Annotated in this window: 22 protein-coding genes; 16 read left to right on the top strand and 6 right to left on the bottom strand. The window is 63.6% G+C overall.

Translation table 11 applies throughout. From position 1 onward, the window contains the following. Positions 1–52 precede the first annotated feature (52 nt). The 15 genes from BHD07_RS17035 (at position 53) to BHD07_RS16965 (ending at position 16,210) form a co-directional block, all read left to right on the top strand. Entirely contained in the window at positions 53–1,747 is a 1,695-nt protein-coding gene (locus BHD07_RS17035; protein WP_338281874.1) for a M20/M25/M40 family metallo-hydrolase, read from the top strand. A gap of 260 nt (positions 1,748–2,007) precedes the next feature. Beyond that, positions 2,008–2,814: a glucose 1-dehydrogenase gene (locus BHD07_RS17030; protein WP_338281872.1), complete on the top strand. Its 807-nt coding sequence runs from the start codon at positions 2,008–2,010 to the stop codon at positions 2,812–2,814. A gap of 283 nt (positions 2,815–3,097) precedes the next feature. Then, on the top strand, positions 3,098–4,243 hold the full coding sequence (locus tag BHD07_RS17025; RefSeq protein ID WP_338281870.1) for an ABC transporter substrate-binding protein: 1,146 nt from the start codon (positions 3,098–3,100) through the stop codon (positions 4,241–4,243). Positions 4,244–4,342: 99 nt separating this feature from the next. Next, complete coding sequence (locus BHD07_RS17020; protein WP_338281867.1) at positions 4,343–5,371, top strand: carbohydrate ABC transporter permease; 1,029 nt, start codon at positions 4,343–4,345, stop codon at positions 5,369–5,371. A 12-nt stretch (positions 5,372–5,383) separates the two neighbouring features. Further along, a complete protein-coding gene (locus BHD07_RS17015; protein ID WP_275599398.1) occupies positions 5,384–6,265 on the top strand; it encodes a carbohydrate ABC transporter permease in 882 nt (293 codons plus the stop codon). A 5-nt stretch (positions 6,266–6,270) separates the two neighbouring features. Then, on the top strand, positions 6,271–7,335 hold the full coding sequence (locus tag BHD07_RS17010; protein ID WP_338281864.1) for an ABC transporter ATP-binding protein: 1,065 nt from the start codon (positions 6,271–6,273) through the stop codon (positions 7,333–7,335). Positions 7,336–7,392: 57 nt separating this feature from the next. Next, positions 7,393–8,709 (top strand): histidinol dehydrogenase, encoded by a 1,317-nt coding sequence (gene hisD / locus BHD07_RS17005; protein WP_338281862.1) that lies wholly within the window; start codon positions 7,393–7,395, stop codon positions 8,707–8,709. 72 nt (positions 8,710–8,781) lie between these two features. Further along, positions 8,782–9,546, top strand: a complete 765-nt coding sequence (locus tag BHD07_RS17000; RefSeq protein ID WP_338281860.1) for an SDR family NAD(P)-dependent oxidoreductase — start codon at positions 8,782–8,784, stop codon at positions 9,544–9,546. Further along, positions 9,546–10,574 (top strand): LacI family DNA-binding transcriptional regulator, encoded by a 1,029-nt coding sequence (locus BHD07_RS16995; protein ID WP_338281858.1) that lies wholly within the window; start codon positions 9,546–9,548, stop codon positions 10,572–10,574. Before BHD07_RS17000 ends, BHD07_RS16995 begins: the two co-directional genes overlap by 1 nt. 72 nt (positions 10,575–10,646) lie before the next feature. Continuing rightward, entirely contained in the window at positions 10,647–11,618 is a 972-nt protein-coding gene (locus tag BHD07_RS16990; protein ID WP_338281856.1) for a cupin domain-containing protein, read from the top strand. 79 nt (positions 11,619–11,697) lie between these two features. Continuing rightward, complete coding sequence (locus tag BHD07_RS16985; protein WP_275599392.1) at positions 11,698–12,393, top strand: RraA family protein; 696 nt, start codon at positions 11,698–11,700, stop codon at positions 12,391–12,393. A gap of 12 nt (positions 12,394–12,405) precedes the next feature. Beyond that, positions 12,406–12,597 carry a hypothetical protein gene (locus BHD07_RS16980; RefSeq protein ID WP_338281853.1) on the top strand — a complete coding sequence of 64 codons (192 nt, stop codon included), beginning with the start codon at positions 12,406–12,408 and terminating at the stop codon, positions 12,595–12,597. Continuing rightward, positions 12,594–13,988 carry an amidase gene (locus BHD07_RS16975; protein ID WP_338281852.1) on the top strand — a complete coding sequence of 465 codons (1,395 nt, stop codon included), beginning with the start codon at positions 12,594–12,596 and terminating at the stop codon, positions 13,986–13,988. Before BHD07_RS16980 ends, BHD07_RS16975 begins: the two co-directional genes overlap by 4 nt. A gap of 272 nt (positions 13,989–14,260) precedes the next feature. Further along, on the top strand, positions 14,261–14,998 hold the full coding sequence (locus tag BHD07_RS16970; RefSeq protein WP_338281850.1) for an alpha/beta fold hydrolase: 738 nt from the start codon (positions 14,261–14,263) through the stop codon (positions 14,996–14,998). Positions 14,999–15,028: 30 nt separating this feature from the next. Beyond that, positions 15,029–16,210, top strand: a complete 1,182-nt coding sequence (locus BHD07_RS16965) for a nuclear transport factor 2 family protein (protein ID WP_338281848.1) — start codon at positions 15,029–15,031, stop codon at positions 16,208–16,210. 1 nt (position 16,211) lies between these two features. On the opposite strand, the gene xth is transcribed toward BHD07_RS16965, so the two are convergent. From xth to BHD07_RS16935, 6 genes are all read right to left on the bottom strand, one after another. Next, positions 16,212–16,985: an exodeoxyribonuclease III gene (gene xth, locus BHD07_RS16960; protein ID WP_324764573.1), complete on the bottom strand. Its 774-nt coding sequence runs from the start codon at positions 16,983–16,985 to the stop codon at positions 16,212–16,214. Positions 16,986–16,992: 7 nt separating this feature from the next. Continuing rightward, positions 16,993–17,634: an alpha/beta hydrolase family protein gene (locus BHD07_RS16955; protein ID WP_338281845.1), complete on the bottom strand. Its 642-nt coding sequence runs from the start codon at positions 17,632–17,634 to the stop codon at positions 16,993–16,995. 1 nt (position 17,635) lies between these two features. After that, the gene (locus tag BHD07_RS16950; protein WP_338281844.1) at positions 17,636–18,721 is read right to left on the bottom strand and encodes a tetratricopeptide repeat protein; all 1,086 of its coding nucleotides are present in this window, start codon (positions 18,719–18,721) and stop codon (positions 17,636–17,638) included. Further along, positions 18,721–19,605 (bottom strand): non-homologous end joining protein Ku, encoded by an 885-nt coding sequence (ku, locus tag BHD07_RS16945; RefSeq protein ID WP_018096241.1) that lies wholly within the window; start codon positions 19,603–19,605, stop codon positions 18,721–18,723. The genes BHD07_RS16950 and ku overlap by 1 nt, the downstream gene beginning before the upstream one ends. 90 nt (positions 19,606–19,695) lie before the next feature. Next, positions 19,696–22,152, bottom strand: coding sequence for a DNA ligase D (gene ligD, locus BHD07_RS16940; RefSeq protein WP_338281841.1), 2,457 nt, complete (start codon positions 22,150–22,152; stop codon positions 19,696–19,698). 37 nt (positions 22,153–22,189) lie between these two features. Then, entirely contained in the window at positions 22,190–23,026 is an 837-nt protein-coding gene (locus BHD07_RS16935; RefSeq protein ID WP_338281838.1) for a bifunctional allantoicase/(S)-ureidoglycine aminohydrolase, read from the bottom strand. A 133-nt stretch (positions 23,027–23,159) separates the two neighbouring features. Here BHD07_RS16935 and BHD07_RS16930 point away from each other — a divergent pair, with 133 nt between their 5' ends. Next, positions 23,160–24,059, top strand: coding sequence for a LysR family transcriptional regulator (locus BHD07_RS16930; protein ID WP_338281836.1), 900 nt, complete (start codon positions 23,160–23,162; stop codon positions 24,057–24,059). Positions 24,060–24,165: the final 106 nt, after the last annotated feature.

The following is a 24,165-nucleotide window of genomic DNA, read 5'->3' as shown; positions in this document are numbered from 1 at the left end:
ACGCGTGGGCTCTTTCGAAGGTAACTGTCGAACTGAAGACGGAGAATTGCCAATGACGAGTGCACAAGAAGAGACTGCCTCTCGGGCTGGAAGCCGGATCGACAGCAAGCGCGTCCGGCAATTCGCTCTGCGCATGACGTCCTGGCCGAGCGAAACCGGCACGCCGGGTGAAGCATCCTTCGCGGATCGCCTCCATGGTCTTCTTGGCGAACTCCCCTATTTTCGGGCGCATCCGCAGGACCTGCGCCTCGTCGCAAGTCACGGCGAACCGCTGACCCGCAATGTCGTTGCGCTCGTTCGCGGCACGGGTAAGCGAACGCTGGTCATGGCCGGCCATTTCGACACGGTTTCGACCGACAACTATCACGAGCTCAAGGCCCTCGCATGCGACAGCCTGGCGCTCAAGGATGCACTCATCGAAAGCCTGTCGGCGCGCACCGACCGATCCGAGCAGGAAGAGCGGGCCTTGGCGGATCTGGCGAGTGGCGACTTCCTCCCCGGCCGCGGTCTGCTCGACATGAAGAGCGGACTTGCCGTGGCCATCGCCTGTCTCGAACAATTCGCGGCCGACACCGACCGACAGGGCAATCTCATGCTGGTCGCCACCCCCGACGAGGAACGCGAAAGCCGGGGAATGCGATCGCTCCGGGACGCGTTGCCCGGTCTGGTCACGGATTTCGATATCGAAATCGCCGGGGGCATCAACCTCGACGTGACCTCGGATCAGGGCGACGGCAGCGAAGGACGGGCCGTCTACGCCGGCACGATCGGCAAGCTTCTACCCTTTGCCCTGGTGATTGGCTGCAGCTCTCATGCGAGCTATCCGTTCGAAGGGGTGAGCGCACAGGCCATCGCGGCTGGGATCCTGGCACGCCTGGAAGGGAACGCCTCTCTGGCGGATCGAGACGACAACGATATCTCGCCGCCGCCGATCTGCCTCGAGGCGAAGGATCTGCGCGACGGTTACGAAGTGACGACGCCGGAGCGTTTCTGGATAGCTTTCAACTGGCTCTATCATTCGATGACGGCGGACGCACTCTTTGAGCGCTTCCGGGAGGAAGTGCTGACCGGCGCGAACGAGGCCATCGAGAAGTTTGCGGCACAGTCGGCGGAATACGGCAAGCTCGTCGGCGGAAGTGCGGGCGCCATACCGGCGAGGCCGCGCCTCCTGTCGTTCAAGGAATTGCGGGCGGCGGCAGCACGCGTCTTCGGAGACGGCTTTGAAGCCCTCTATGCCGAGAAGGAACGAGAATTCTCTCAGAGCGACAATCCGCTCGTCGCTACGCGGCAACTGACGGAGTGGCTGGTCGGTCTCGCGCGCCTTTCCGGCCCCGCCATTGTCATCGGCTTCTCCGGCCTGCAGTATCCGCCCAGCCATCTGCGCCTGACCGAAGGGAACGACCGCTCCCTTCATCAGGCGATCGAGAAAGCCCGTGCCGGTCTTGGCAACGATCCCGCGCGAAGCCTCGTCTGGAAGCCGCATTTCTACGGAATCTCGGACATGAGTTTCCTCGGGCTTGCCGCAAGCGGCAGCCAGGTCGTTTCGGACAACACCCCGATCGCGCGTCTGGTCGATCGGCCACCCGAGAACGCGCTGCGGTTCCCGACAGTCAATCTCGGGCCTTGGGGACGGGAGTTCCACCAGAAGTTCGAGCGCGTCCATGAACCCTATGCCTTCGGGGTTCTCCCGGATATCGTCTCCGAAATCGCCAGGACCTTCCTCGACGACCACGGTCACCGAGACTGACGCTGCACGCAGATCGGCAGGAAATCGTCAGCCAACCCTCGCGAGGATTCCCGCCGCGCGACAGCAAGCCTTTGGGAATATTCTGCTTTCTCGCGCGGATCTCCACCGGCCCCTGGGGCCGACCCGAGGACTTTGCCGGCCCGCCGGTCAGGAACTGTACCGCGGCCCTGTTTGCTCCTATGTTCCGGATGGCAGCGGAGCCAAAGCTGCGCCATGCCCCCCGTGCCGAGAGTGGTACGCCCGCCCAAGGAGCCCGACACATGATAGATGGTGCCTCAAACGCCGCGCCGCGGATAAACGGCCTTCCCGCGCTTTTCGATCTGAGCGGCCGGATTGCCCTTATTACCGGATCGAGCGGCGGGCTCGGCCTCACCATGGCGCGCGCTCTTTGCGAGGCGGGGGCGTCAGTCATCCTCAACGGGCGCGACGAGACGCGCCTTGCCGGTGCACGGGCGGAACTCGAAGAGCACGGCTTCACCGTGGGAGCCTCAGCCTTCGACGTCACCAAGTCGGCCGAGATCGGTCAAGCGGTGGCCGATATTCTCGCCGAGCGAGGCCGTATCGACATTCTGGTCAACAATGCCGGAATACAGCACCGCACCCCGCTTCACGAATTCCCGGAAGACGCCTTCAGGCGCGTCATCGAAACCAATTTGACGAGTGCCTTTCTCGTCGGTCAGGCGGTCGTTCAGGGGATGATCGAACGCCGCGAGGGGACGATAATCAATATCTGTTCGGTGCAGAGCGAACTCGCGCGTCCCTCGATCGCGCCCTATGCTGCTTCTAAAGGCGGGTTGAAAATGCTGACCAAGGGCATGGCGCTCGACTGGGGCCGATACGGCATCCGCGTCAACGGGCTTGCGCCGGGCTACTTCAAGACGGAACTGAACAGTGCGCTGGTTTCGGACGAGAAGTTCTCGACATGGCTCGAGCAGAGAACGCCGCTTGGCCGCTGGGGCGATACCGGCGAGCTGGCAGGGGCCGCCGTATTCCTGGCATCGGCCGCATCGAGCTTCGTCACCGGTCACATCCTCTACGTCGACGGTGGCATCACCAGCTGCCTTTGAAACGGGCATTTTTGCAGCGAGCAGCGTGCTTCCAGCCATATCCCACAGCATTTTTGCATACGCCTGCAAAATAGCTTGCATACGTATGCAGAATACATATGATGCACTAAACGACGCCGAGGATGTTGGGAGCAGACGCGGCGCCTGGAACGAAAACGCCGTCAAGAAAGAAGGTGGGAACATGAGAAAACCGGCATTATTCGCGTCAACTGCTGCCATCATTCTGGCAGGCCTTAGCGCAGTTCAGCCTGCCAGGGCGGAATGCGGCATAGAAAAAGGCACGGTGCGCATTCTTTCGAACGACTTCGAGGCGCTGCGTCTTGTCGCGTCGGAGGCCGAGAAATGCGCCTCTGCGACCGTCAATGTCAGCAAGAACCAGACGAGCGAGCACAAGAACCTGCAGGTGCCCGCGCTGACGACGAATCCGGCGCAATACACCGTCGCCGTCATCGCCAACAACTCGATCGTTCCACTGTTGAATGAGGGTCTTCTGCGCCCGCTGGACGACCTCGTCGCCAAATACGGCCAGGATCTCCAGCCGACCCAGCTTATCAAGCTCGACGGCAAGATCATGGCGGTCGCCTTCATGGGCAACTCCCAGCATCTCTTCTTCCGCAAGGACATTCTGGAAAAGGCGGGGCTTCAACAGCCGAAGTCCTACGAGGATATTCTCGCGGCGGCCAAGGCGATCAAGGATAAGGGTCTCATGGACTATCCGCTCGCCGCCTCCAACAAGGCCGGCTGGGACCTCGCCGCCGAATTCGTCAACATGTATCTCGGTTACGGCGGGGAGCTCTTCGAAGCGGGTTCGGCAGCCCCGACCATCAACAACGAAAAGGGCCTCGCCACGCTGAAGACCATGAAGGCGATGACCGAGTACATGAACCCCGACTTCATGACCTACAATGCCGACGAGATCGTCAAGGGCTATGCGGCCGGAAAGACGGCGATCATCAACGGTTGGGGGTCGCTTGCCGGCGGCGTGATCGACCCGGCAAAGACCCCGGCGGAGATTGCCGACAACACGGTTCTCGCCGCCGCGCCTACCGTTGGAGGCGGCTCGACCCCTGCGGCAGCGCTCTGGTGGGACGGCTTCTCCATCGCCAAGAACATCTCCGACGAGGATGCAGAAGCATCCTTCCGTGCCATGGTCTACGGTGTCCGGCCGGAGGTCGGTCAGAAGCATCCGGCTCTTGCGACCTGGTTGACTAAGGGATACGTACCCGGCCCCAATGCGGTCGGCGTGCTTGCAACGGCAAATGGCGGCGCGAAGCCCTATCCGATGCTGCCCTATATGGGCCTGCTGCACTCGGCTCTCGGTTCCGAACTGGCGGAGTTCATGCAGGGACGCGAAAGCGCCGAGGAGGCGCTGAAGGATGTAGAGGCATCCTACAGCGCGGCCGCCAGAGAGGGCGGATTCCTCAAATAACGCACACGGAGCGCCGCTTCGCGCGCGCTCCGTGGCCAGTTGGAATGTCCCGCCTCGTGGGACGAGATGCAACATGCAAAATGAGCAAGGAGAGGGCGCATGCCTCACAAGGCTTTCTTTGCCTTCATCATGCCGTCGCTGCTGGCGATGCTGCTCTTCATCGCCTTGCCGATCGTCTCGGTCGCGGTGCAGTCGCTCTACGTCCAGCACGAGCGGGTCGTGACCGAAGTCGAGACCTGCGCTCCCTTCGCCGGCTGCACCACGGAAACGCGCGTGGACGCCGAGGCGACCGAAAAGCTGCGCCATGCCGAGCCGCTCGGCCGCTTCAACGGCTTCGGCACCTATCTCGACCGCAATCACTTGGCCACCGCCGAAATCGGCGCGATCCTGTCGGACAATGCGGGCTTCGCCGATATCGCTTCGCGCATCTACAACCTGCCTTTCTACAGGGCACTCGCCTTCACCCTGACCTACACCTTCGTGGTCACGCCGCTGGCCATGCTGCTCGGCTTCTGCATCGCGCTCGGGGTGAACGCCATTCCGCCGTTCTACAAGGGGCCGGTCATCTTCTTCTCGCTGCTACCCATGATCGTGACTCCGCTCGTCGGCGCGCTGATCCTTTACTGGATGTCGTCGCCGCAGGGCATCCTCGGCGCGACGCTGCAATCGTTGCTGAACGATCCGACATTGTCTCTGAAATCCTCGGCGGTTCTGACCTGGACCACCCTTCTCGTCTACGGCATCTGGCACAATGCACCGTTCTCTTTCGTCGTCTTCTATGCCGGCCTGCAAACCGTGCCGCACGATACCCTCGAATCCGCGATGATCGACGGCGCCAACCGGTGGGAGCGCATCCGTTTCGTCGTCATTCCACATCTGATGCCGCTCGCCACCTTCGTCGCGCTGGTGCAGCTAATGGACAATTTCCGCGTCTTCGAACCGATCGTCGGCTTCAGCGCCGAGGCAAATGCCACCTCGCTCTCCTGGTCGATCTTCAACGACCTGCGCGGCCAAGTCGATCAGCTCTTCGGCTCGGCCGCGGCCACCTCGATGCTGACCATAATCGGCGTCGTGATCCTGCTATCGCCGGTGCTCGTGCGCACCCGGCGCGAATTCAACCGTCGATGAGGTGCAGCAGCGATGATTGTCAAAAAACGCAGAAGGCCCCTGCCGCTGACGGTCCTTTCCACCACCTTCGTGCTGCTCTGGGTGTTGATGGCGGCTTTTCCCTTCATCTGGACGGTCTGGGGATCGTTCAAGGTCGAGCAGGATTTTTTCTCGCGCGACAGCTGGTGGTTTGCCATCGAGGGCACACGCACAATCGCCCAGACCGGTTCCGCCTTTACCGGCGACGGCTATTACGGCGCCTGGGTGCTGCGCGACTTCTTCTCCTCGGTCCTCAATACGATCATCGTCACGGTGTCCGTTGTCGTCATCTCGCTTACCTTCGGCACGCTCGGCGGCTACGCGCTGGCGCGCTCCGGCTACCGTTATACCTTCTGGCTGCTGATGCTGGCCCTGGTGTTCCGCGCCATGCCGCACATCACGCTGGTCTCTGGCTATCTGCTGCCCTTTTTCGAAATGAACATCTGGGGCCATCTGCCAACCGCCATCATCGTGCTGGTGGCGATCAACCAGCCTTTCACCCTCTGGATGCTGCATTCGTTTTTCCTGTCGATCCCCAAGGATCTCGACGAAAGCGCGATGGTCGACGGTTGCTCACGGTTTCAGGCTTTCCGCATGGTGGTGATCCCCGTCATGTGGCCAGGCGTGATCACAACGGGCCTGTTCTCCTTCCTGCTTGCCTATAACGATTTCGCCGTCACCGCGATGCTCCTGTCGCAGCCCAACCAAACGATGGTGCCGAAAATCGCGAGCTTCCTCGGGACGATACAGCAGGAGGGCAACGTGATGTTCGCTGTCGCAGCCGTCGTTTCCGCGACCGCACCGCTCTTCGTGCTGGTCATGTTCTTCCAACGTCAGATCGTCAGCGGGCTCACCGCGGGCGCAGTCAAGGGATAATCGCAATGGCTGAAATCCGCCTGAAGAACGTGTCGAAGCGTTGGCACAATTTCGTCGGTGTTAACAATTTCGATCTCGACATCGCCGACCGGGAGTTCCTGGTGCTGCTCGGGCCGTCCGGCTGCGGAAAGACGACGACGATGCGCATGATCGCCGGGCTCGACGACATCAGCGAAGGCGAGATCTGGCTCGGCGACCGCATAGTCAACAATCTGGAGCCAAAGGATCGGGACATCTCGATGGTTTTCCAGAGCTATGGCCTCTATCCCAACATGACCGTCTACGAGAACATTCGTTTTCCGCTACGCGTACGCAAGGTCCCGAAGGAACTGCACCACGAGAAGGTCATGCAGGCCGCCCGCATGGTCGAGTTGGTGGATTTCCTGGAGCGCCGGCCTGCAGCCCTCTCCGGAGGTCAGCGGCAGCGCGTCGCGCTCGGGCGCGCCATCGTGCGCCAGCCGGCAGCCTTCCTGATGGACGAACCGCTCTCGAATCTTGATGCAAAGCTTCGCGTCTCGACGCGTGCTCAGATCAAGAACCTGCAGCACACACTGAAAGTCACGACGATCTACGTCACTCATGACCAGATCGAGGCGATGACGCTTGCCGATCGGGTGGTAGTGATGAACAAGGGCGTCATCCAGCAGGTGGGCACTCCGACGGATATCTATGACAATCCCGCCAATACGTTCGTTGCGTCCTTCATAGGCTCGCCGGCGATGAACCTTGTCTCCGGCGACATCGACAACGGCACTTTCCGAGGGCCGGGCATCACCGTCGGCGGTCTGCAGACGAATGTGAGGGGCCCGGTGACGCTCGGCTTCCGCGCCGAGGACGCCTCGCTCGTTTCCGAGGGCGGCGAGTTCGGCGCCGAGGTCTATTCGATGGAGCTTCTCGGCGAAGCCACCATGGCAAGCTTCCGAATCGGCGACCAGCTCGTCTCCATCAAATCCGGCAAGGAATACCGCGCCGAGATCGGCGATGTCGTGCATGCGGCGATCCCCGCCTCGATCTGCCACCTGTTCGATACCGATACGGGTGTGCGGATCGCGCGGACACCCGGAAACTGAAACATACGATCGGCATGCGGTTTCGCATGGCCGGAATGTCCCAAGGGAAGGAACAACATGACGGTGACCTACCTCAAGCGCGGCAAGCCCGAGGCCCAGCGATCGGAGGAAGACGCGAAGGTTCGCGCGATCGTCGAAGCGACACTGAAGGACATCGAGACGCGAGGCGATCAAGCGGTTCGGGAACTTTCGGAGAAGTTCGACGGATTTTCGCCGCCGTCCTTCCGGCTGAGCCACTCCGAGATCGAGGCCGCGATGTCCAAGGTCTCTGCCCGCGACATGGCTGATATCGATTTCGCCCAGAAACAGATACGCCGCTTCGCCGAAGCCCAGCGTGCTTCGATGAAGGACATCGAGGTCGAGACGATCCCGGGCGTGATCCTGGGGCATCGCAACATTCCCGTGCAGTCGGTCGGTTGCTACGTGCCCGGCGGCAAGTTCCCGATGGTCGCCTCCGCCCATATGTCGGTGCTGACGGCTGCGGTCGCGGGCGTGCCACGCATAGTTGCCTCCGCACCCCCGCAGAAGGGTGAGCCGCACCCGGCGATCGTGGCGGCGATGCACAAGGCCGGTGCCCACGAGATCTACGTGCTGGGCGGCATGCAGGCGGTGGGCGCGATGGCACTCGGCACCGAGACGATCGACCCGGTCGACATGCTGGTCGGCCCTGGCAACGCCTTCGTCGCCGAAGCCAAGCGGCAGTTGTACGGGCGCGTCGGCATCGATCTCTTCGCCGGCCCGACCGAGACAATGGTAATCGCCGACGAAACGGTCGACGCCGAGCTGTGCGCAACCGACCTGCTTGGCCAGGCCGAACACGGCTACAATTCGCCTGCGGTGCTCGTTACCAACTCGCACGATCTCGCCCACCGGACCATTGCGGAGATCGATCGCATCCTTGCGATCCTGCCGACGGCGGAAACCGCAGGTGCCTCCTGGCGCGATTACGGCGAGGTCATACTGTGCGATACCTATGAGGAAATGCTCGATGTCGCCAACGACCTCGCCTCCGAGCATGTGCAGGTCATGACTGACCGCGACGATTGGTTCCTGGAGAACATGCACTCCTACGGTGCGCTCTTCCTTGGACCCCGAACCAATGTCGCCAATGGCGACAAGGTAATCGGCACCAATCACACTCTGCCGACCAGGAAGGCCGGCCGTTATACGGGCGGCCTCTGGGTCGGAAAATTCCTGAAGACGCATTCCTACCAACGGGTACTGACGGACGAAGCCGCAGTGGAGATCGGCGCCTATTGCTCGCGCCTGTGCCTTCTGGAAGGCTTCGTCGGCCATGCCGAACAGGCAAATGTCCGGGTTCGCCGCTATGGCGGGCGCAGCATCGGTTACGGGGAGGGCGCGGCGCTTGAATAGATCGCTTCACACAACCCCCGGCGTGGGCCCGCGCGTGCCCGCCCCGGCGATGCAGCAAGGGAGGCTTCTGCATTGATCCTGCCCCGCACGCCTTCCTTCCGCCTGGACGACAAGCGTGCCCTGATCGCTGGAGCTTCGTCGGGCATCGGCTTCGGTTGCGCTGTCGCGCTCGCGGAGGCGGGCGCCCATGTGATACTATCGGCGCGCTCGCCGGAGAGGCTTGCCGAAGCGGTGGAGGCGATCCGCGCCCAGGGGTTCTCGGCCGAAACCCTGGTGCTCGATGTCGCCAATGTCGAGGCGACCGAGGCTGCAATCGCGCGCCACGGACCGTTCCATGTTCTGGTCAACAGTGCGGGCACCGCCCGCCATGGCCCGGCGGAGGATACGGCTCCGGCGGACTTCGACGCGGTCTTCGCGCTCAATGTGCGCGGCGCCTATTTCCTCACGCGGGCTGTCGCCAAGGGGTTGATTGCCGCCGGCGAGCCGGGCTCGCTCATCAACATTTCCTCGCAGATGGCCCATGTCGGCGGCATCGACAGGGCCGTCTACAGCGCCACGAAACACGCCGTCGAGGGCTTCACCAAATCAATGGCGATCGAGTGGGGCCCGAAGGGCATTCGGGTCAATACGATCTGCCCGACATTCATTCGCACGCCGCTGACGGAGCAGACCTTTTCCCGACCCGAGCGGGTCCAGTGGATAAAGGAGAAAATCAAGCTCGGGCGCCTCGGGCGCGTGGAAGACATTATGGCTGCCGTCACCTATCTTGCGAGCGATGCCTCGGCGATGGTGACGGGGACCGCGCTGATGGTTGATGGGGGGTGGACAGCGGACTGATGGCAAACGAGAAGGTCACCTCGAACGATGTTGCCCGCCTGGCGGGGGTAAGCCAATCGGCCGTGTCGCGCTACTTCACGCCGGGGACGTCCGTTTCGAAAAAGACGGCGGAGAAGATCAGGGCGGCTGCCGAAGAGCTCGGCTACCGACCGAACGTGCTCGCCCGATCGCTGATCACGGGCCGCAGCCGCATCATCGGCCTCGTCGTCGCCTATCTGGAAAATTACTTCTATCCGGAGGTAGTCGAGCGTCTGTCGAAGGCGTTGCAGGACCAGGGCTATCATGTGCTGGTCTTCATCTCCTCGATCGCATCTGAGAACGTCGACCAGATTACCCAGGAAATCCTCGATTATCAGGTGGACGGCATCGTGCTCGCCTCGGCGAACATGTCCTCTGAGCTGGCAGCGCGCTGCCACGCCTCCGGCGTCCCGATCGTGCTGTTCAACCGCCTGCAGGACGACCAGCGGCTCTCGGCCGTCACTTCGGACAACCGCGGCGGGGGCCGCCAGCTGGCGGAATTGCTCGTTTCACTTGGCCACAGACGCTGCGGCTACATCGCAGGCTTCGAGGGCGCCTCGACGCAGCGCGACCGCGAACAGGGATTTCGCGAAGGGCTGGAGGCGGCGGGGCTCGCGCTCTTTGCACGCGAGGTCGGAAACTTCCGCTATGAAGAGGCGCAGTCGGCGGCCCGACGCATGTTTGCAGGACCGGAGCGGCCCGACGCCGTCTTCGTCTGCAACGATCATATGGCCTTCGCCGTAATGGACGTGCTGCGCTTCGAACTGGGACTGCGCGTTCCCGACGATGTCTCCGTCGTCGGCTTCGACGACGTGCCGCCGGCGCGCTGGCCCGCCTACGACCTGACGACGATCCGCCAGAACGTCGACCACATGGTCGCCGAGACGGTGGCCACGCTCATGCAGAACATCAAAGAGGGGGAGGGGGCCGCGCGCCGCATCGCCCTTGATGGCGCCCTGGTTCTGCGCGGCTCGACCCGCGCAAAAGCGCGGACAGGAGAGACACGCTAGCCACATCGCCCGGCTCTGGAGGGCGAAGCCATGACCGCAATCTATTTTGCATACGTATGAAAGGCATTACAAATGCACATCTCCCAGACGGAAATGGAAAAGCGCATCGTTCGCTATGGCGAATTGAAACCATGCCGGACCGCCTTCATCGACGCTCATACGCCGGGCTCGAACCAGAAGGAAAACTTCACCATAATCGGGGGCGGCGTCTCGGAAAGCGCTGACCAGCACGTCCATATCAAGGACACGCCCGGCTTCAACATCGGGGCTGCCGGCCAGCCGCCGAAGTGCCGCAATTCGCTGCATTCGCACCGCACGGCCGAAGTCTTCTTCGTGCTCAAGGGTCGCTGGCGCTTCTTTTGGGGGCGCTGGGGCAAGGCCGGCGAGGTCGTGCTCGAAGAGGGCGACATCTTCAACATTCCGACCGGCATCTTCCGCGGCTTCGAGAACATCGGTACGGACTACGGGATGATAATGGCCATACTCGGCGGCGACGACGCCGGCGGCGGCGTGATCTGGGCGCCGCAGGTGATCGAGGATGCCAAGGATCACGGTTTGGTTCTCGGCGAAAACGGCAAGCTCTACGATACCAAGAAGGGTCAGTCGCTGCCCGATGGCATCAAGCCGATGCCGCTTCTGACGGAGGAAGAGCTGAGGGCCTTCCCGGAAACGCCGGTTCAGGACGTGGTACGCGACTATGTCGCCCGTTACTGGGATCTGATGGCGCTGGCGCAGAAGGCGCCGGCAAAGGTGATCGGCGAGAAGGCGCTGTTGCGCGACAAGCCGGGCTTCGAGGTCGAACTGCTCACGCGCGGCTCGATTCCGGAAGAGGCCTATGTGAACGAACGTCACGAGGTGCTGATGGTCATGCGCGGCCATTGGAAGCTCGCCTGGGACGGCGGCCAATCCGTGCTGGCGCCGGGCGACACCTGCGCCGTTCCGCCGGGCCTCAAGCGCAGCCTCGCGCCCGCAATGACCGGCGAGGCGAGCCTCTACCGCGTCGTCTCGACCGGCGACCAGGCCGGCCAGACCTGGCGCGGCTGATCTCCAGTGAAGGGCGGCGGGCCGCCCTTCATTACCCCTGAGGTTGCGGCTCGAGGCCCAGATTACCGGAGGAAAAGACTTGGACGACGAACTCCTGTCCCTGCTGCGCATGGTCGACACGCCCACCGTCTGCAACGCGATCGAGGTGGCGCAGGGCAAGCGCGGCTTTGACGCTTTTACCCGCGGCACGGTCGTCAGTTCGGCTCCGGCGTCCCCGCCGGTCGTCGGATATGCGCGCACAGCGAAGATAGCCGCCGCCGCGCCTCCGAGCGAGGACCCGGCCATTATAAGGGCGCGGCGCATGGACTACTACCGCCACATGGCGAGCGGCGGTCCGCCTTCAGTCGCCGTCGTCGAGGATACGGATTTTCCCCATTGCGTCGGTGCCTTCTGGGGCGAGATCAACGCGACCGTCCACCGAGGGCTCGGCCTTTCCGGCGTGCTGACCAATGGCGTCATGCGCGATCTTGGAGACGTGCCCGAGGACTTCCCGATGATCGCCGGCTCGATCGGACCCAGCCATGCCTTCGTGCATGTGGAGGCGATCGGCGTCCCGGTCACCGTCTTCGGCCTGACGGTTGCGCCGGGCGATCTCGTTCACGCGGACCGCCACGGCGCAGTCGTGGTGCCGCAGGACGTCCTTCCCGTGCTTGCGGCCTCGATCGCGAAGCTCCGCGCCACTGAGCGGCTGATCCTGGAGCCCGCTCGACAGGAAGGCTTCAATCTCGCAAAATTCGAGGAAGCCTGGGCGCGGTTCGAGGCTGCCCGGACCTGACTGGAGCACGCCATGGCACATTCCCAATCCACGCGGCCGACCCTGTCCATCATCCGGAAGCGGGCCCGCGTCCTCGGCATCTCGATTGCAGCCGAGCGGGAGGCACCCGTTCTGGCCGGTGCGGTGCATCTTCATGGTGCGGCGCAACGCCTGGACCACATCGCAGGCGATGACGAAGCGCCGCCGGAGGCTGACGGCCGATGACGGAGAACCCAGCCGACCTCCCGATCCCGGAGGCTGCCGCGCGGCTTCGTGACGGAAGCTTGACCTCCGTGGCGCTGACCGAAGCGCATCTCGACCGAATTGTGGAGCGGGACGGCGCCTATCATGCATTCCTGCATGTGGCTGCGGAAAGGGCGCTCGCCGCGGCGGCGCGGGCCGACGAGGCCTTCGAGCGCGGCGAGGATCGGGGTGCGCTGCACGGCATCCCTGTTGCCGTCAAGGATCTCTTCGACACGGCGGATATGCCGACGACTTATGGCTCGGATGTATATGTTCGGCAAATCCCGGCCGAGGATGCGGAGGTGGTACGTCGACTGAGGCTGGGCGGTGCCGTCCTGATCGGCAAACTGGAAACCTACGAATTCGCGATGGTCGGCCCGGTCTTCGACCGGTCCTTTCCACCGGCCGCCAACCCCTGGGACGTGCGGCGCTTTACCGGCGGCTCGTCATCCGGTTCGGCAGCGGCGGTCGCCGGCGGCCTGCTGCGCACGTCCGTCGCCTCCGATACGGGAGGTTCGGTGCGCAGCCCTGCCGCCTATTGCGGCGCTGTAGGCTTCAAGCCGACTTGTGGCCGCATACCCATGCGCGGTGTCTTTCCGCTTTCGCCGAGCATGGACCACGTTGGTTTCGTCAGCGCCTCGGTGGCCGAAGCGGCGATCACCTTCGACGCTGTCGCGGACCCTCCAGGTAGGGACGGTAATCCTGCCGCCGCGTGCCTAGGCAGGCCCTTGACGGGATTGCGCATCGGCTATGCTCGCGAATGGTTTGCCGGTGATCCGGAGACCCTGCCGGCGCTTCTCGAGGCCGTCGACGGAGCCGCATCGCTCTTGTCGCTACTCGGCGCGAGGATCGAGGAGGTGACACTGCCAGCCGCGGCAGATTTCGAAGCCGTCGGCGCCGTCATCATCCATGCCGAGGCCTTCGAGGCACACCGGCGGCAGCTTGCCGAGGCCGGCGACCGCTACAGCCGCAAGGTCTTCCAGAACATCGTGTCGGGCCTCTGCTTGACGCCGGAGGATCTTTCCCGGGCTCGTCAGGCTGCCGCGCGCCTGCGCAATCGGATCGACCGCACGGCGTTCGCGGACTTCGATGCGATCCTGACGGCAACGACGCTGACGCCGGCGATACCCTTTGCCGATTTTACCGGGGATGCGGCGCGGTGGACACCCATGCGCACGATCGCCTTCAATGTCACGGGCCACCCCGCCCTCTCGGTCCCTTGTGGTTTTGCCGGCGGCCTCCCGCTCGGGCTTCAGCTTGCCGCCCGGGCAGGGGGCGAGGCGACCCTTTGCCAGATCGGCCATGCCTATGAAGAGGCGAGCGACTTCGCCGCGTCCAAGCCGCCGCGACTGTGGTCCAATTCCGGAGTTTAGAGCACTTCCTCGCTCCGAAATGACGCCTGCCGGCACGAAGGTTAGCGGGCAGCCAGCGACGCCCCGTTCGTCCAGGCACTGATGCGTGGCGAGCTTGCGTCACACAGGAAGAGGCATCCGGGAGGTTCGAAAATGTCCGAGCACAAATTCTATTGCATACGTATTCAAAATCTGCCAATCATTTTTCAGGCACGGCCTCACAATCCTACTTGGCTACCCCTGGAGGCCGGATCGTGATGGCGAAGCGAGCAATCTCTCCGGGCGACCCGACAATGAAGACTTCTCAGTCAATCGACGATCCGCGACCGCCGCTCCTGCTTTTGCCGGGCACAGCCTGCGACCGCCGGGTGTTTGCTCCGCTGATCGAAAGGCTTGGCGATTACCCGGTTCTGATAGGCAGTATGGGCGGCGCCCGCACCATGGCGGCGCTGGCCGAGGCCATTCTTGCGGACGCGCCGCCCTATTTTCTGCTCGCCGGCTTTTCCCTTGGAGGTATCTGTGCGCTCGAGATGGTAGCACAGCAGCCGAAACGGATCGGCAAGCTCGCCCTGATGGACACGACGGCGCGTCCGGATCCGCCCGCCAATGCGGCGGTGCGGCGCAAGGCGGTCGCGGATGCGCGCGAAAAGGGCATGGACGGCTTCATCCTCGATGCCTGGCCGCGGCTGGTGGCGCCCGCGAATGTCCATGATACGGGCTTGCGCGACACGATCGTCGCCATGGCACGCGACTGCGGCCCCGACCGGCTTTCCGAACAGGCAGACGTCGCCGTAAACCGCGCGGACAGCCGCCCGAGGCTTGCTTCCATCACGCAGGCGACACTGGTGCTTGCCGGAGAGGACGAGGAAGTATGCCCGCTCGATGCGCAACGGGAGCTCGCCGCCGGCATTGCCGGCGCGGAGCTCCACCTCATCGCGGATGCCGGCCATTTCGCACCGCTTGAGAACCCCGAACCCGTGGCGCTCGTCATGAAGCGCTGGCTTGCAGCCGTTTCCGCCCCCCTATCGTAACCCTACGGAATTCCAATGGAAGGACATCTCATGAGCGACGACACTACCAAGGCAGCAAAAGCCATGGCGCAGAGCCAGCGAAAGGAGCCGGTGGAGCAGGTTCTGCAGGTCGAGCGCCGCGACTACACCGAACTCGCCCCGGTCGACCGCCCCCGCAGCCAGTCGCTCGACGGTTTCGATGAGATATACACTGATATCGTCGACTACATCGTACGATGCACCCATCGGATCTGGGACGAGCGCGATATCGGTCTGATCTACACGCACTACACCCACAACTGTGTCCTCTACGGCACCCTCGGCACCATCTACAATCGCGAGGACGTTGTCCGCGACACGATCCAGCGGCTCGTGTCGCTGCCGGAGCGGCGCGGCATGGCCACCCAGGTGCTCTGGCGCGGCAACGATGTCGAGGGGTTCTACACGTCGCATCTCGTCACCGGTTCTGGCCGGCATACGCAATCTGGTCATTTCGGGCCGCCCACCGGCCGCACCTTCGTGGCGCGCACGATCGCCGACTGCATGATCCACCGCAACAAGATCTATCGCGAATGGGTGGTCGCCGACACGATGGCTATCATCAAGCAGCTCGGTCTCGATCCCCATGCCTTTGCCGAAAAGCTTGCCCGATCCTCGTTCGACAAGGGGCTCCTCTCGCTCGATATCGGCGAGAACCGCCGTCTGCTCGGTCAATATCCGCCCGAGGCGGAAGCGGACGTCTCGCTCGCGCATAACGATATCGAAGCCTATACGCTGCGCTGGCTCCACGAGATGTTCAACGGGCGCATGTTCGGAAAGATCAAGGATGTCTACGCCCCGACCTGCCAATATCACGGTCCGCTGATGAAGGAGCTCTACGGGGTCGCAGCCGTCACCCACCAGCATCTTGGCCTTATCGGGTCGATTCCCGATGCCGCCTACACGGCGCAGCACATCTGCTCAAACCCCTGCGAGGAAGGCGGCGTCAAGGTCGCGGTGCGTTGGCTGATGGAAGGTCATCACCTTGGCTACGGTATTCTTCAGGATCTCGGCGAACCGACAGGTGCCCGACTGCAGGTCATGGGCATGACCCATTACCACTACAAGGACGGGAAGATCGTCGACGAATGGAATGTCTATGACGAGCTTTCGCTGCTGGTACAGGTCAAGCTCGCCGCATTGGCTCGCCAGTCGGGCGCTGCGGATGCATCGCAGGCTTACAGGGACAGCTAGACTAATCCCGCAGCGACACCCATACCGGCGCGTGGTCGCTCGCTCCTTCGAGCGCACGGATCTCCCGGTCGATGCCGGCGCCGGTCAGGCGGCGCCGGAGCTTGCGGCTCAAGAGAATGTGGTCGAGGCGAAGGCCGGCGTCGCGCTGCCAGCGGTTGCGGCGGTAGTCCCAGAAAGTGAAGAGCTGATCTTTCGGGTGGATCTTGCGCAGCGCGTCGAGCCAGCCCTGATCGATAAGGCTCCGGAAGGCTGCGCGGCTTTCCGGCTGGACGAGGGCGTTGTCGTCGTAGGAGCGGGTCGGATAGATGTCGCGCGGTTCCGGAACGATGTTGTAGTCGCCGGCGAACACCACCGGCACCCCCGTCTCGAGCAGCGCGGCGGCATGCTGGTTGAAGCGCAAGTGCCAGGCGAGCTTGTAGTCGAATTTCGGCCCGGGCTGCGGATTTCCGTTGGGCGCATAGAGCGACGCAATCAGAATGCCGTTCACCGCCGCCTCGATGTAGCGGCTCTGCGTATCCGAGGGGTCCCCGGGCAATCCGGTTCGCGTGAGCACCGGCTCGCAACCGCGGGCGAGAATGGCGACACCGTTCCAGGCCGCCTGGCCCCGCCAGACGGCGCCGTAGCCGGCTTCCTCGATCGCGGCCTTCGGAAACTGTCCGTCCGTCGCCTTGAGCTCCTGCAGGCAGACCACGTCCGGCTCGGCCGCAGCGAGCCAGGTCAAGAGGATGTCGAGCCGCTTGTTCACACCGTTGATGTTGAAGGTCGCGATCTTCATGAGGAGCTCAAGGGGCGAGGCGATCCGCCCATCGCGCGACCGCCTCGGCCATCGTCTTCAGATGATCTGCGGTCGAGAAGCCCGAGACCTTCTTGCGTGGCTTCAGGTCGTGGTCGCCGTCCTCCAGCCAGAGAAGTTCGATCCTGTCGGAGAGCGCGTATCGCGAAACCTCGTCGCGGGTGCCGAATTCGTCGCGGGTCCCTTGGCAGATCAGTGCAGGCGTCTTGAGATCGGCGAGATGCCGGGTGCGCAACTGCTCCGGTTTTCCGGGGGGATGGAAGGGATAGCCGAGGCAAAGGAGCCCGGCGATCTTCCCCTCGGCATGAAGGTCGTCGGCGACCATGCTGGCGACGCGGCCGCCCATGGACTTGCCGCCGATCACGAGAGTGCCTTGGGCGCCGAGTTCGGCAATGGCCGCCCGATACTCCGGATTGAGCGTTTCCGCACGGGGCGGGGGCTTGCGTCCGTCGGCAGTGCGCCGCGCTGCCATATAGCCGAACTCGAAGCGGGCGACGCGAAAGCCCACCCCTGCAAGCGCCAGGGCGGCCGCGGTCATCGAGGTCGAATCCATCGGCGCGCCGGCTCCATGCGCGAGGAGAATGGTGACGGGCGCATCGCCCGGCCCGTCGAACAGGAATTTTCCGTGCATGTCAGCCAGCCGTTCTGGAGAGGAGATGAAGGTTCACGAACTGCACGCCGCGTTCTGCCGCGCGTGCCCATTCGGAATGCTGATCGAGCTCGAGGTAACGCGTCCACCAGCGGCGGGCCTCAGCGAGATTGCCGGCATCGAACTCCAGCTTCGCCAGATTGAAGATGGCATCGGCGTAATCGCCATCGATTTCGATCGCTCTCCTCAGATGCCGCCTGGCCGTGTCCGTGCGGCCGCGTTCGCCCATCAGCCCGGCCAGGTTGAACCAGGCCTCGACGAAGCAAGGATCGAGCTTGATGGCGCGGACATAGTCCTGGGCCGCTTCGGCCTCCCGCCCCGCGGCCCTGAGGCAGTTGGCGCGGTTGAAGGCTGCAACCTCGTCGGTGCGGTCGATGCCGAGATAGCGCTGGTAGAACGCGGCCGCCTGGTCGTATTCCCCCGCTTCTTCGGCCACTTCGGCCTGGGCGAACAGATCTTCGAGCGCCTCCTCGTCGGGAGAGCCGATGTCGAGCAGCAATTGACCGTCGAGCTCGCTCAGGCCTTCGGCGCGTCGCGCATAGATCGCATCCTTGCGTTCATGGTGCAGCGAGAGCGCCGTGAGGGAGGCAACGTTTCCGGAGCGGTGGACCGAGCGCGCGATCGCGCTCCAGCCGGCGCCGCTGGCCATCAGTCCGGCATATTTTCTGGCGAGGATCAGATCGCGGAAGGAATAGGGCTCGCCGTCATGCTCGAAAGCGTCGAACAACGACAGAAGATCGAGGTGGCGCGGGGAGATGCCGGACTGGTCGACGAGCGATTGCCGCGTCAGCGCCGATGTTTCCGGGGCGCTCGCCAGTCCGAGCAGGCGGAGGAAGCCGTTCTCGCTGAGCACGCACCGACGCTGCCCGCTTTCGCTGTCGAAGCGGGCCTCGATCTCCGCTTCGGACGCCTTTGCGAGCAGCCCGCGCCCGAAGACCACGAACTTCGTCTGCCTGTTGACACCGCGCCTGAGGTGTCCGCCCTGGCGCTCGACCTCGCGCGCCGCCAGCCGCCGCGGAAAGGCGGCGAGCGCGCCCACGATACCGAATGTCCGACCGGCAACCGCCATCAGGCTTTCTTCTTGGCCGCGGGTTTCGCCGTCACGCGTTTCGCCGCCGCGGCTTTGGCAGCGGGCTCCTTTGCTGCGGGCTCCGCCTTGGGCTTGCTCCTGGCGGGCGGTTTGGCCTGCGAAAGGCTCGCCTTCAGGGCATCCATGAGATTGACGACGTTGCCGCGTTCGGGCGCCTGCGCGATGATCGGCTTGTGACCCTTGAGCTTCTCGCGGATCATCTGCATCAGCGCGACCTCGTAGCGGTCTTCGTACTGCTTCGGGTCGAAGGTCGTCGTCTTCTGCTCGATGAGCGCTTCGGCAAGCTGCAGCATCTCGGGATCCGGTTTGCCCACCGGAATGTTGCCGAAATAATCCGCCGTGCCGCGCACCTCGTTGGGATTGCGCAAGGTGCAGACGAACATTCCGGTCTCGCGCGGACCGATGGTCACCACCCTTTCGCGGCTGGACAGCACGAGGCGGGCGATCGCGAGCTTCCCGCTTCGGCGCAGAGCTTCACGCAGGACGACGAAGGTTTCCTCGGCCATGGCCCCGTCGGGCGCCAGATAATAAGGGGCGTCCTGGTAGATGACGTCGACGGAATCGGCGTCGACGAAAGCCTCGATGTTCATGGTGTGATTGGATTCGATCCGGACGCTTTCCAGATCCGAGTCTTCGATGATGATGTATTTCTTGTCTTCGTATTCGTAGCCCTTCACGAGGTCCGAACGCTCGACGAGGCCGAGCTCCGGATCGACGGGCTTCATGTTGATCCGGTTATGGGTGTCCTTGTGAAGCTGATTGAAGGAAATGCGCTCGCTTGCGCTGGTGGCGGGGTAAAGCCTCACCGGACAGCTCACGAGACTCAGTCTGATATAGCCCTTCCAACTTGCCCTGGGTGCCATGGTTGTCTCCTACGCGGCACTACGATCACATCTGCCAGAGCGGGATGAGGAAAATGCATGCGGTCTCCGCCTGCATCCCGCGCTCAACGACTACAGTATAGACAGATCCCTCGCGAAGTCGTCGATATCGGCCCAGGGATCGCCGGACGTGGCCAGAAGGCCCGGCAGCGAAGAATAGTTCAAATCCGCCGGAGCGTCGATAGTCTCCAGATCCGCCCAGCTGAGCGGGGTCGAAGCGGGCAGATTGGTGCGCGCGCGCAGCGAATAGGGGGCCGCCCAGGTATGGCTGCGGGCGTTGCGATGGAAGTCGATGAAAATGCGCCTTACGCGGTTGTCCTTGCCCATGGTGGTGGTGAAGGTGTCCGGAGCGGTGGCCGCGAGACGGGTCGCGAGCGCGCTCGCCGCCTGATGGAATTTTTTCCAGTCGAGCTTCGGCGCGACCGGTACGACGACGTGCACTCCCCTGCCGCCCGATGTCTTTACGAAGGGCACGAGGGTAAGCGCCTCGAGTTCGGCCTTGATGTGGATCGCGGCCTCGACCACCTCGCGCCAGGCGATGCCCTCGCCGGGATCGAGATCGAAGACGATGCGATCCGGCTTGCCGAGCAGCTTGCGTGTCGTCCCCCAGTTGTGGAATTCGACGACGCCGAACTGCGCCAGCGCCAGGTATCCTCTCGCGTCCTCGACCGACAGGTATGTTTTCGCCTCGCCTTCCGAGTTGGTTGCCTGGAACGTCGCGACCGAAGGCGGCATGCCGGTAAAGGGATGCCGCTGGAAGAAGCAATCCTGCGTCCGGCCGGTAGGGCAGCGTACCAGCGAAACGGGACGGCCGAGAATATGCGGCAGCATGAAATCCCCGATCATCGCGTAGTAGACGGCGAGGTCGAGCTTGGTCGGGCCGGACCTGCCGAAGAGCCGCCGGGTCGGGTTGGTGATCGATATGCCTGCGAGGTCCGCGTCCGAGATCAGGCGCTTTCTCGACATGGAAACCGGCGTCGACAGCTCGACGTCGCGCAGCCCCTTGAAGACGGCGTGCCGCAGGACGTTGTCGGTCGTCCGGTTGCCATAGTGGATATGCGCCCGGAGCAAGGGCCGCACCCAGATGATCTCCCGGGGCGCCCCTTCGAGCGTTGCGGCGCCGGCCCGCAAGGGCTCGAGCCGCACAAGCAATTCTCTCAGCATCTGCGCGTCGAAACCGGTTCCGACCTTGCCGCGATATTCCAGCTCGCCGTCGGCCCACTCTCCGAGGGCAAGCGACGCAATGCCCTCGGCCGCCTCCGAAACGGTGTAGCCGACGATCACGAAATCCTCCGCCTTCAGCGCCTTCGTCTTGGTCCAGGTCTTCGACCGGCCGCTTCGGTAGGGGGCGGAGATGCGTTTGGAGACGATCCCTTCCAGACCCATCTCGGAGGCCCGGTCGTAAAGCGCGCGCCCTTCGCCCACCACATGATCGCTGAACTGGATTGCCGAGCGGCTTGGGATCTGCCCTGCAAGCAATTTCTTCAGCAGTGCCTTGCGCTTTTCGAGCGGGACGTCGAAAAGATTCCAGCCGTTGAGATGCAGGAGGTCGAAGGCGTAGAAGACGAGGCTGTTGCCGGCGCCGGTGGAAAGCGCATCCTGCAGCAGCGCGAAGCGGCTGACACCCGTCTCGTCCAGCACGACGATCTCGCCGTCGATGACGGCATCGCGGCACGGCAGCCGCCGGAAAGCCTCCGGCAGGTCTCCGTAGCGCTTCGTCCAGTCGAGCCCGCCACGAGTGACGAGGCGCACCTTTCCTTCCGCAATGTGGGCCATGGTGCGATAGCCGTCGAACTTGATCTCGTGCAGCCAGAGCTCGGGCTTTTTCGCGTTCTTTTCGGCTTCCGGGGGGAGAATCGTCTGTGTTGCGAGTTGAGGTTCGATGCGTTCGGGTGGTGCGCCCTTGGCCGCACCGGCCAGCGCCCCGGGATTGAGCTTGACCGGCTTTGCCGGTGCCTTCGGCTTCTCCACCAGTTCCTCGATCCGCCGGCCGGATTTGACGCTTTCCGGCCGGGCGGCAAGGATGTCGATCGAAGTGTCGGCGGCCGGATCGCGCTCCTTGAAAAGGAGCCAGTTGCGCTGATCCTCTTCGCCCGGGCGAGGCTTCAGACGGGCCAGCATCCATCCGCCGTTGAGCTTCTCCCCTGCCAGGCGGAACTTGAAGGCGCCCTTGCGCAGGTCGTCTTCGACATCGCCCATCGGCGCCCAGACGCCCTTGTCCCAGACGATCATCGGACCGCCGCCATATTCGCCTTCGGGGATCACGCCCTCGAAGTCGATATAGTCGAGGGGATGGTCCTCCGTCTCCACCGCCAGCCGCTTGTCGGCCGGGTTGAGCGACGGACCCTTCGGCACCGCCCAGCTTTTCAGGACGCCGTCGACCTCGAGCCGCAAATCGTAATGGTCGGCGGTCGCATGGTGCTTGTGCACGACAAATCGGTTGCCGCCGCCGGTCAGATTTCCGACCGGCTCCGGCGTCTTCGAAAAATTCCGCTTCTTGCGGTAGGCCTCCAGCTTCGGCGTCGCCATGCACCCAAGCTATGGCGGATCACGGCGGGCTGCAATATCAGGCGAGCCTGCCCGGATTGCCGAGCGTCATATGGCGGTTCACGTCCTTGTAGAGCAGATAGCGGAATTTGCCCGGTCCGCCGGCATAGCAGGCCTGCGGGCAGAAGGCCCTGAGCCACATATAGTCGCCGGCTTCCACCTCCACCCAGTCGTTGTTGAGGCGGTACACGGCCTTGCCTTCGAGCACGTAGAGTCCGTGTTCCATCACATGGGTTTCCATGAACGGGATGACGCCGCCGGGCTCGAAGGTCACGATCGTGACATGCATGTCGTGGCGCATGTCGGAAGGATCGACGAAGCGGGTGGTGGCCCAGCGCCCGTCCGTTTCCGGCATGGGCGAGGGAGGGATGTCGCGCTCATTGGTGACGATCGGTTCGGGAAGGGGAACCCCGTCGACTTCCTCATAGGCCTTGCGGATCCAGTGGAATCGCGTCGGCGCACCGGACTCGTTTCTGAGGCTCCATTTGGTGCCCGGCGGAATGAAGGCATAGCCGCCGGACTGCATCAGATGCGTCTCATCGCCGAGCGTGAGATGGAACTCGCCGTCCACCACGAACAGCACGGCCTCGGCGCGGGGATCCGTCTCCGGCCGGTTGCTGCCGCCGGAAGGGCCAACTTCCATGATATATTGCGAGAAGGTCTCGGCGAAGCCGGAAAGCGGGCGCGACAGCACCCAGAGCCGTGTATTCGTCCAGAAGGGCAGATAGCTCGTCACGATGTCGCGCATGACGCCCTTCGGAATGACCGCATAGGCCTCGGTGAAGATGGCGCGGTCGGAAAGCAGGCTGGTCTGAGGCGGGAGGCCGCCTTCCGGAAAATAGTAGTTCTTCTGCATGTGAATCCCATCGAATGCCAGGTGAAACGGGTTCTTCCGCCTCTCCACCAGGACTTTACAGGCTTGATCCGCGATACGTCCAATATATTGTTCCACTCGATCCAGAGGAATGATGTATCGATAGGACTTCGCGATGGAGCTACGTCACCTGCGCTATTTCGTTGCTGTCGCCGAGGCCGCCAGTTTCACGGCGGCGGCGAGGAACCTCAACATCTCCCAGCCGCCATTGAGCCAGCAGATCAGGGATCTGGAGGCGGAAGTCGGCACGCGGCTGTTCGAGCGTTCCAGCCGCAATGTCGAGCTGACCGAGGCGGGCGCCGACTTTCTCGAACACGCCCGGATGATTCTCGGCCAGGTGGAGCATGCGACGCGCCAGGCGCGCGCCATCGGTTCCGGGCAGGTAGGAGCGCTGAACATTGCGACGACCGGCTCGGTGCTGCTGGGGCCGTTGTCCAACCTGATCGCGCGGTTCCGGGATGCGTGGCCCGGCGTGTTCGTCCGTATCCATGAAATGGACCCCGAGGCGCAGGAGGCGGCCTTGCTCTCCCATCGCACCGACCTCAGCTTCGTGCGCAGGCCTCGGAACCATCCGGATCTCGTCGCGAATGTCGCCTGGCATGAGAAGGTGGGTATCGCCTTGCCCGAGCACCATCGCCTGGCGGATTTCGGGAAAATCGCGCTCGGCGACCTGCGGCAGGAAAGTTTCGTCTTCCTGCGGCTCGCGGACTCCCGCTTTGCCCGCTACCTGCATGATTGCTGCGTGGCGGCGGGATTCGTACCTGATATCACGAACGAGGTCGTGGAATCCTATTCCCTCACCAGCCTCGTTGCCGCGGGGCTCGGCGTCGCACTCGTCCCGGAATGCATCAGGACTCTTTCGCGACCGGGGGTCGTCTACCGGCCGCTCGCCGACCCCGCGCCGGAAGCCGACGTGTACGTCATCAGCCGGCCGAACCCCGGACCCGTCATCGCAGCATTTCTGGAGGCCGCGCAAGGCTCGCCGGGCAAAAGGATCGATGCCGGGGTGAGATAGGTCGAGGTCGAGCCGCTTGCCCTCGCTTCCGCTTCCGCGTTCTGCCTGCGGCATCCGCCGCGGATAGGGCCTTCGAAGCATGGCGCACCAGACCAACTGGATGCGG

It is taken from the genome of Sinorhizobium sp. KGO-5 (genome assembly GCF_036245905.1).
Taxonomy (GTDB): Bacteria; Pseudomonadota; Alphaproteobacteria; order Rhizobiales; family Rhizobiaceae; genus Sinorhizobium; species Sinorhizobium meliloti_A.
Note: the sequence above shows the minus strand (reverse complement) of the source record. Positions and strands in the feature narration are given on the sequence as shown.

Bases quoted from the DNA above. Each gene is read 5' to 3' on its own strand.
- BHD07_RS17035 (WP_338281874.1), top strand. From the start codon at position 53: ATGACGAGTGCACAAGAAGAGACTGCCTCTCGGGCTGGAAGCCGGATC.
- BHD07_RS17030 (WP_338281872.1), top strand. From the start codon at position 2,008: ATGATAGATGGTGCCTCAAACGCCGCGCCGCGGATAAACGGCCTTCCC.
- BHD07_RS17020 (WP_338281867.1), top strand. From the start codon at position 4,343: ATGCCTCACAAGGCTTTCTTTGCCTTCATCATGCCGTCGCTGCTGGCG.
- BHD07_RS17015 (WP_275599398.1), top strand. From the start codon at position 5,384: ATGATTGTCAAAAAACGCAGAAGGCCCCTGCCGCTGACGGTCCTTTCC.
- BHD07_RS17010 (WP_338281864.1), top strand. From the start codon at position 6,271: ATGGCTGAAATCCGCCTGAAGAACGTGTCGAAGCGTTGGCACAATTTC.
- hisD (WP_338281862.1), top strand. From the start codon at position 7,393: ATGACGGTGACCTACCTCAAGCGCGGCAAGCCCGAGGCCCAGCGATCG.
- BHD07_RS16995 (WP_338281858.1), top strand. From the start codon at position 9,546: ATGGCAAACGAGAAGGTCACCTCGAACGATGTTGCCCGCCTGGCGGGG.
- BHD07_RS16990 (WP_338281856.1), top strand. From the start codon at position 10,647: ATGCACATCTCCCAGACGGAAATGGAAAAGCGCATCGTTCGCTATGGC.
- BHD07_RS16980 (WP_338281853.1), top strand. From the start codon at position 12,406: ATGGCACATTCCCAATCCACGCGGCCGACCCTGTCCATCATCCGGAAG.
- BHD07_RS16975 (WP_338281852.1), top strand. From the start codon at position 12,594: ATGACGGAGAACCCAGCCGACCTCCCGATCCCGGAGGCTGCCGCGCGG.
- BHD07_RS16970 (WP_338281850.1), top strand. From the start codon at position 14,261: ATGAAGACTTCTCAGTCAATCGACGATCCGCGACCGCCGCTCCTGCTT.
- BHD07_RS16965 (WP_338281848.1), top strand. From the start codon at position 15,029: ATGAGCGACGACACTACCAAGGCAGCAAAAGCCATGGCGCAGAGCCAG.
- xth (WP_324764573.1), bottom strand. From the start codon at position 16,985: ATGAAGATCGCGACCTTCAACATCAACGGTGTGAACAAGCGGCTCGAC.
- BHD07_RS16955 (WP_338281845.1), bottom strand. From the start codon at position 17,634: ATGCACGGAAAATTCCTGTTCGACGGGCCGGGCGATGCGCCCGTCACC.
- BHD07_RS16950 (WP_338281844.1), bottom strand. From the start codon at position 18,721: ATGGCGGTTGCCGGTCGGACATTCGGTATCGTGGGCGCGCTCGCCGCC.
- ku (WP_018096241.1), bottom strand. From the start codon at position 19,605: ATGGCACCCAGGGCAAGTTGGAAGGGCTATATCAGACTGAGTCTCGTG.
- ligD (WP_338281841.1), bottom strand. From the start codon at position 22,152: ATGGCGACGCCGAAGCTGGAGGCCTACCGCAAGAAGCGGAATTTTTCG.
- BHD07_RS16935 (WP_338281838.1), bottom strand. From the start codon at position 23,026: ATGCAGAAGAACTACTATTTTCCGGAAGGCGGCCTCCCGCCTCAGACC.
- BHD07_RS16930 (WP_338281836.1), top strand. From the start codon at position 23,160: ATGGAGCTACGTCACCTGCGCTATTTCGTTGCTGTCGCCGAGGCCGCC.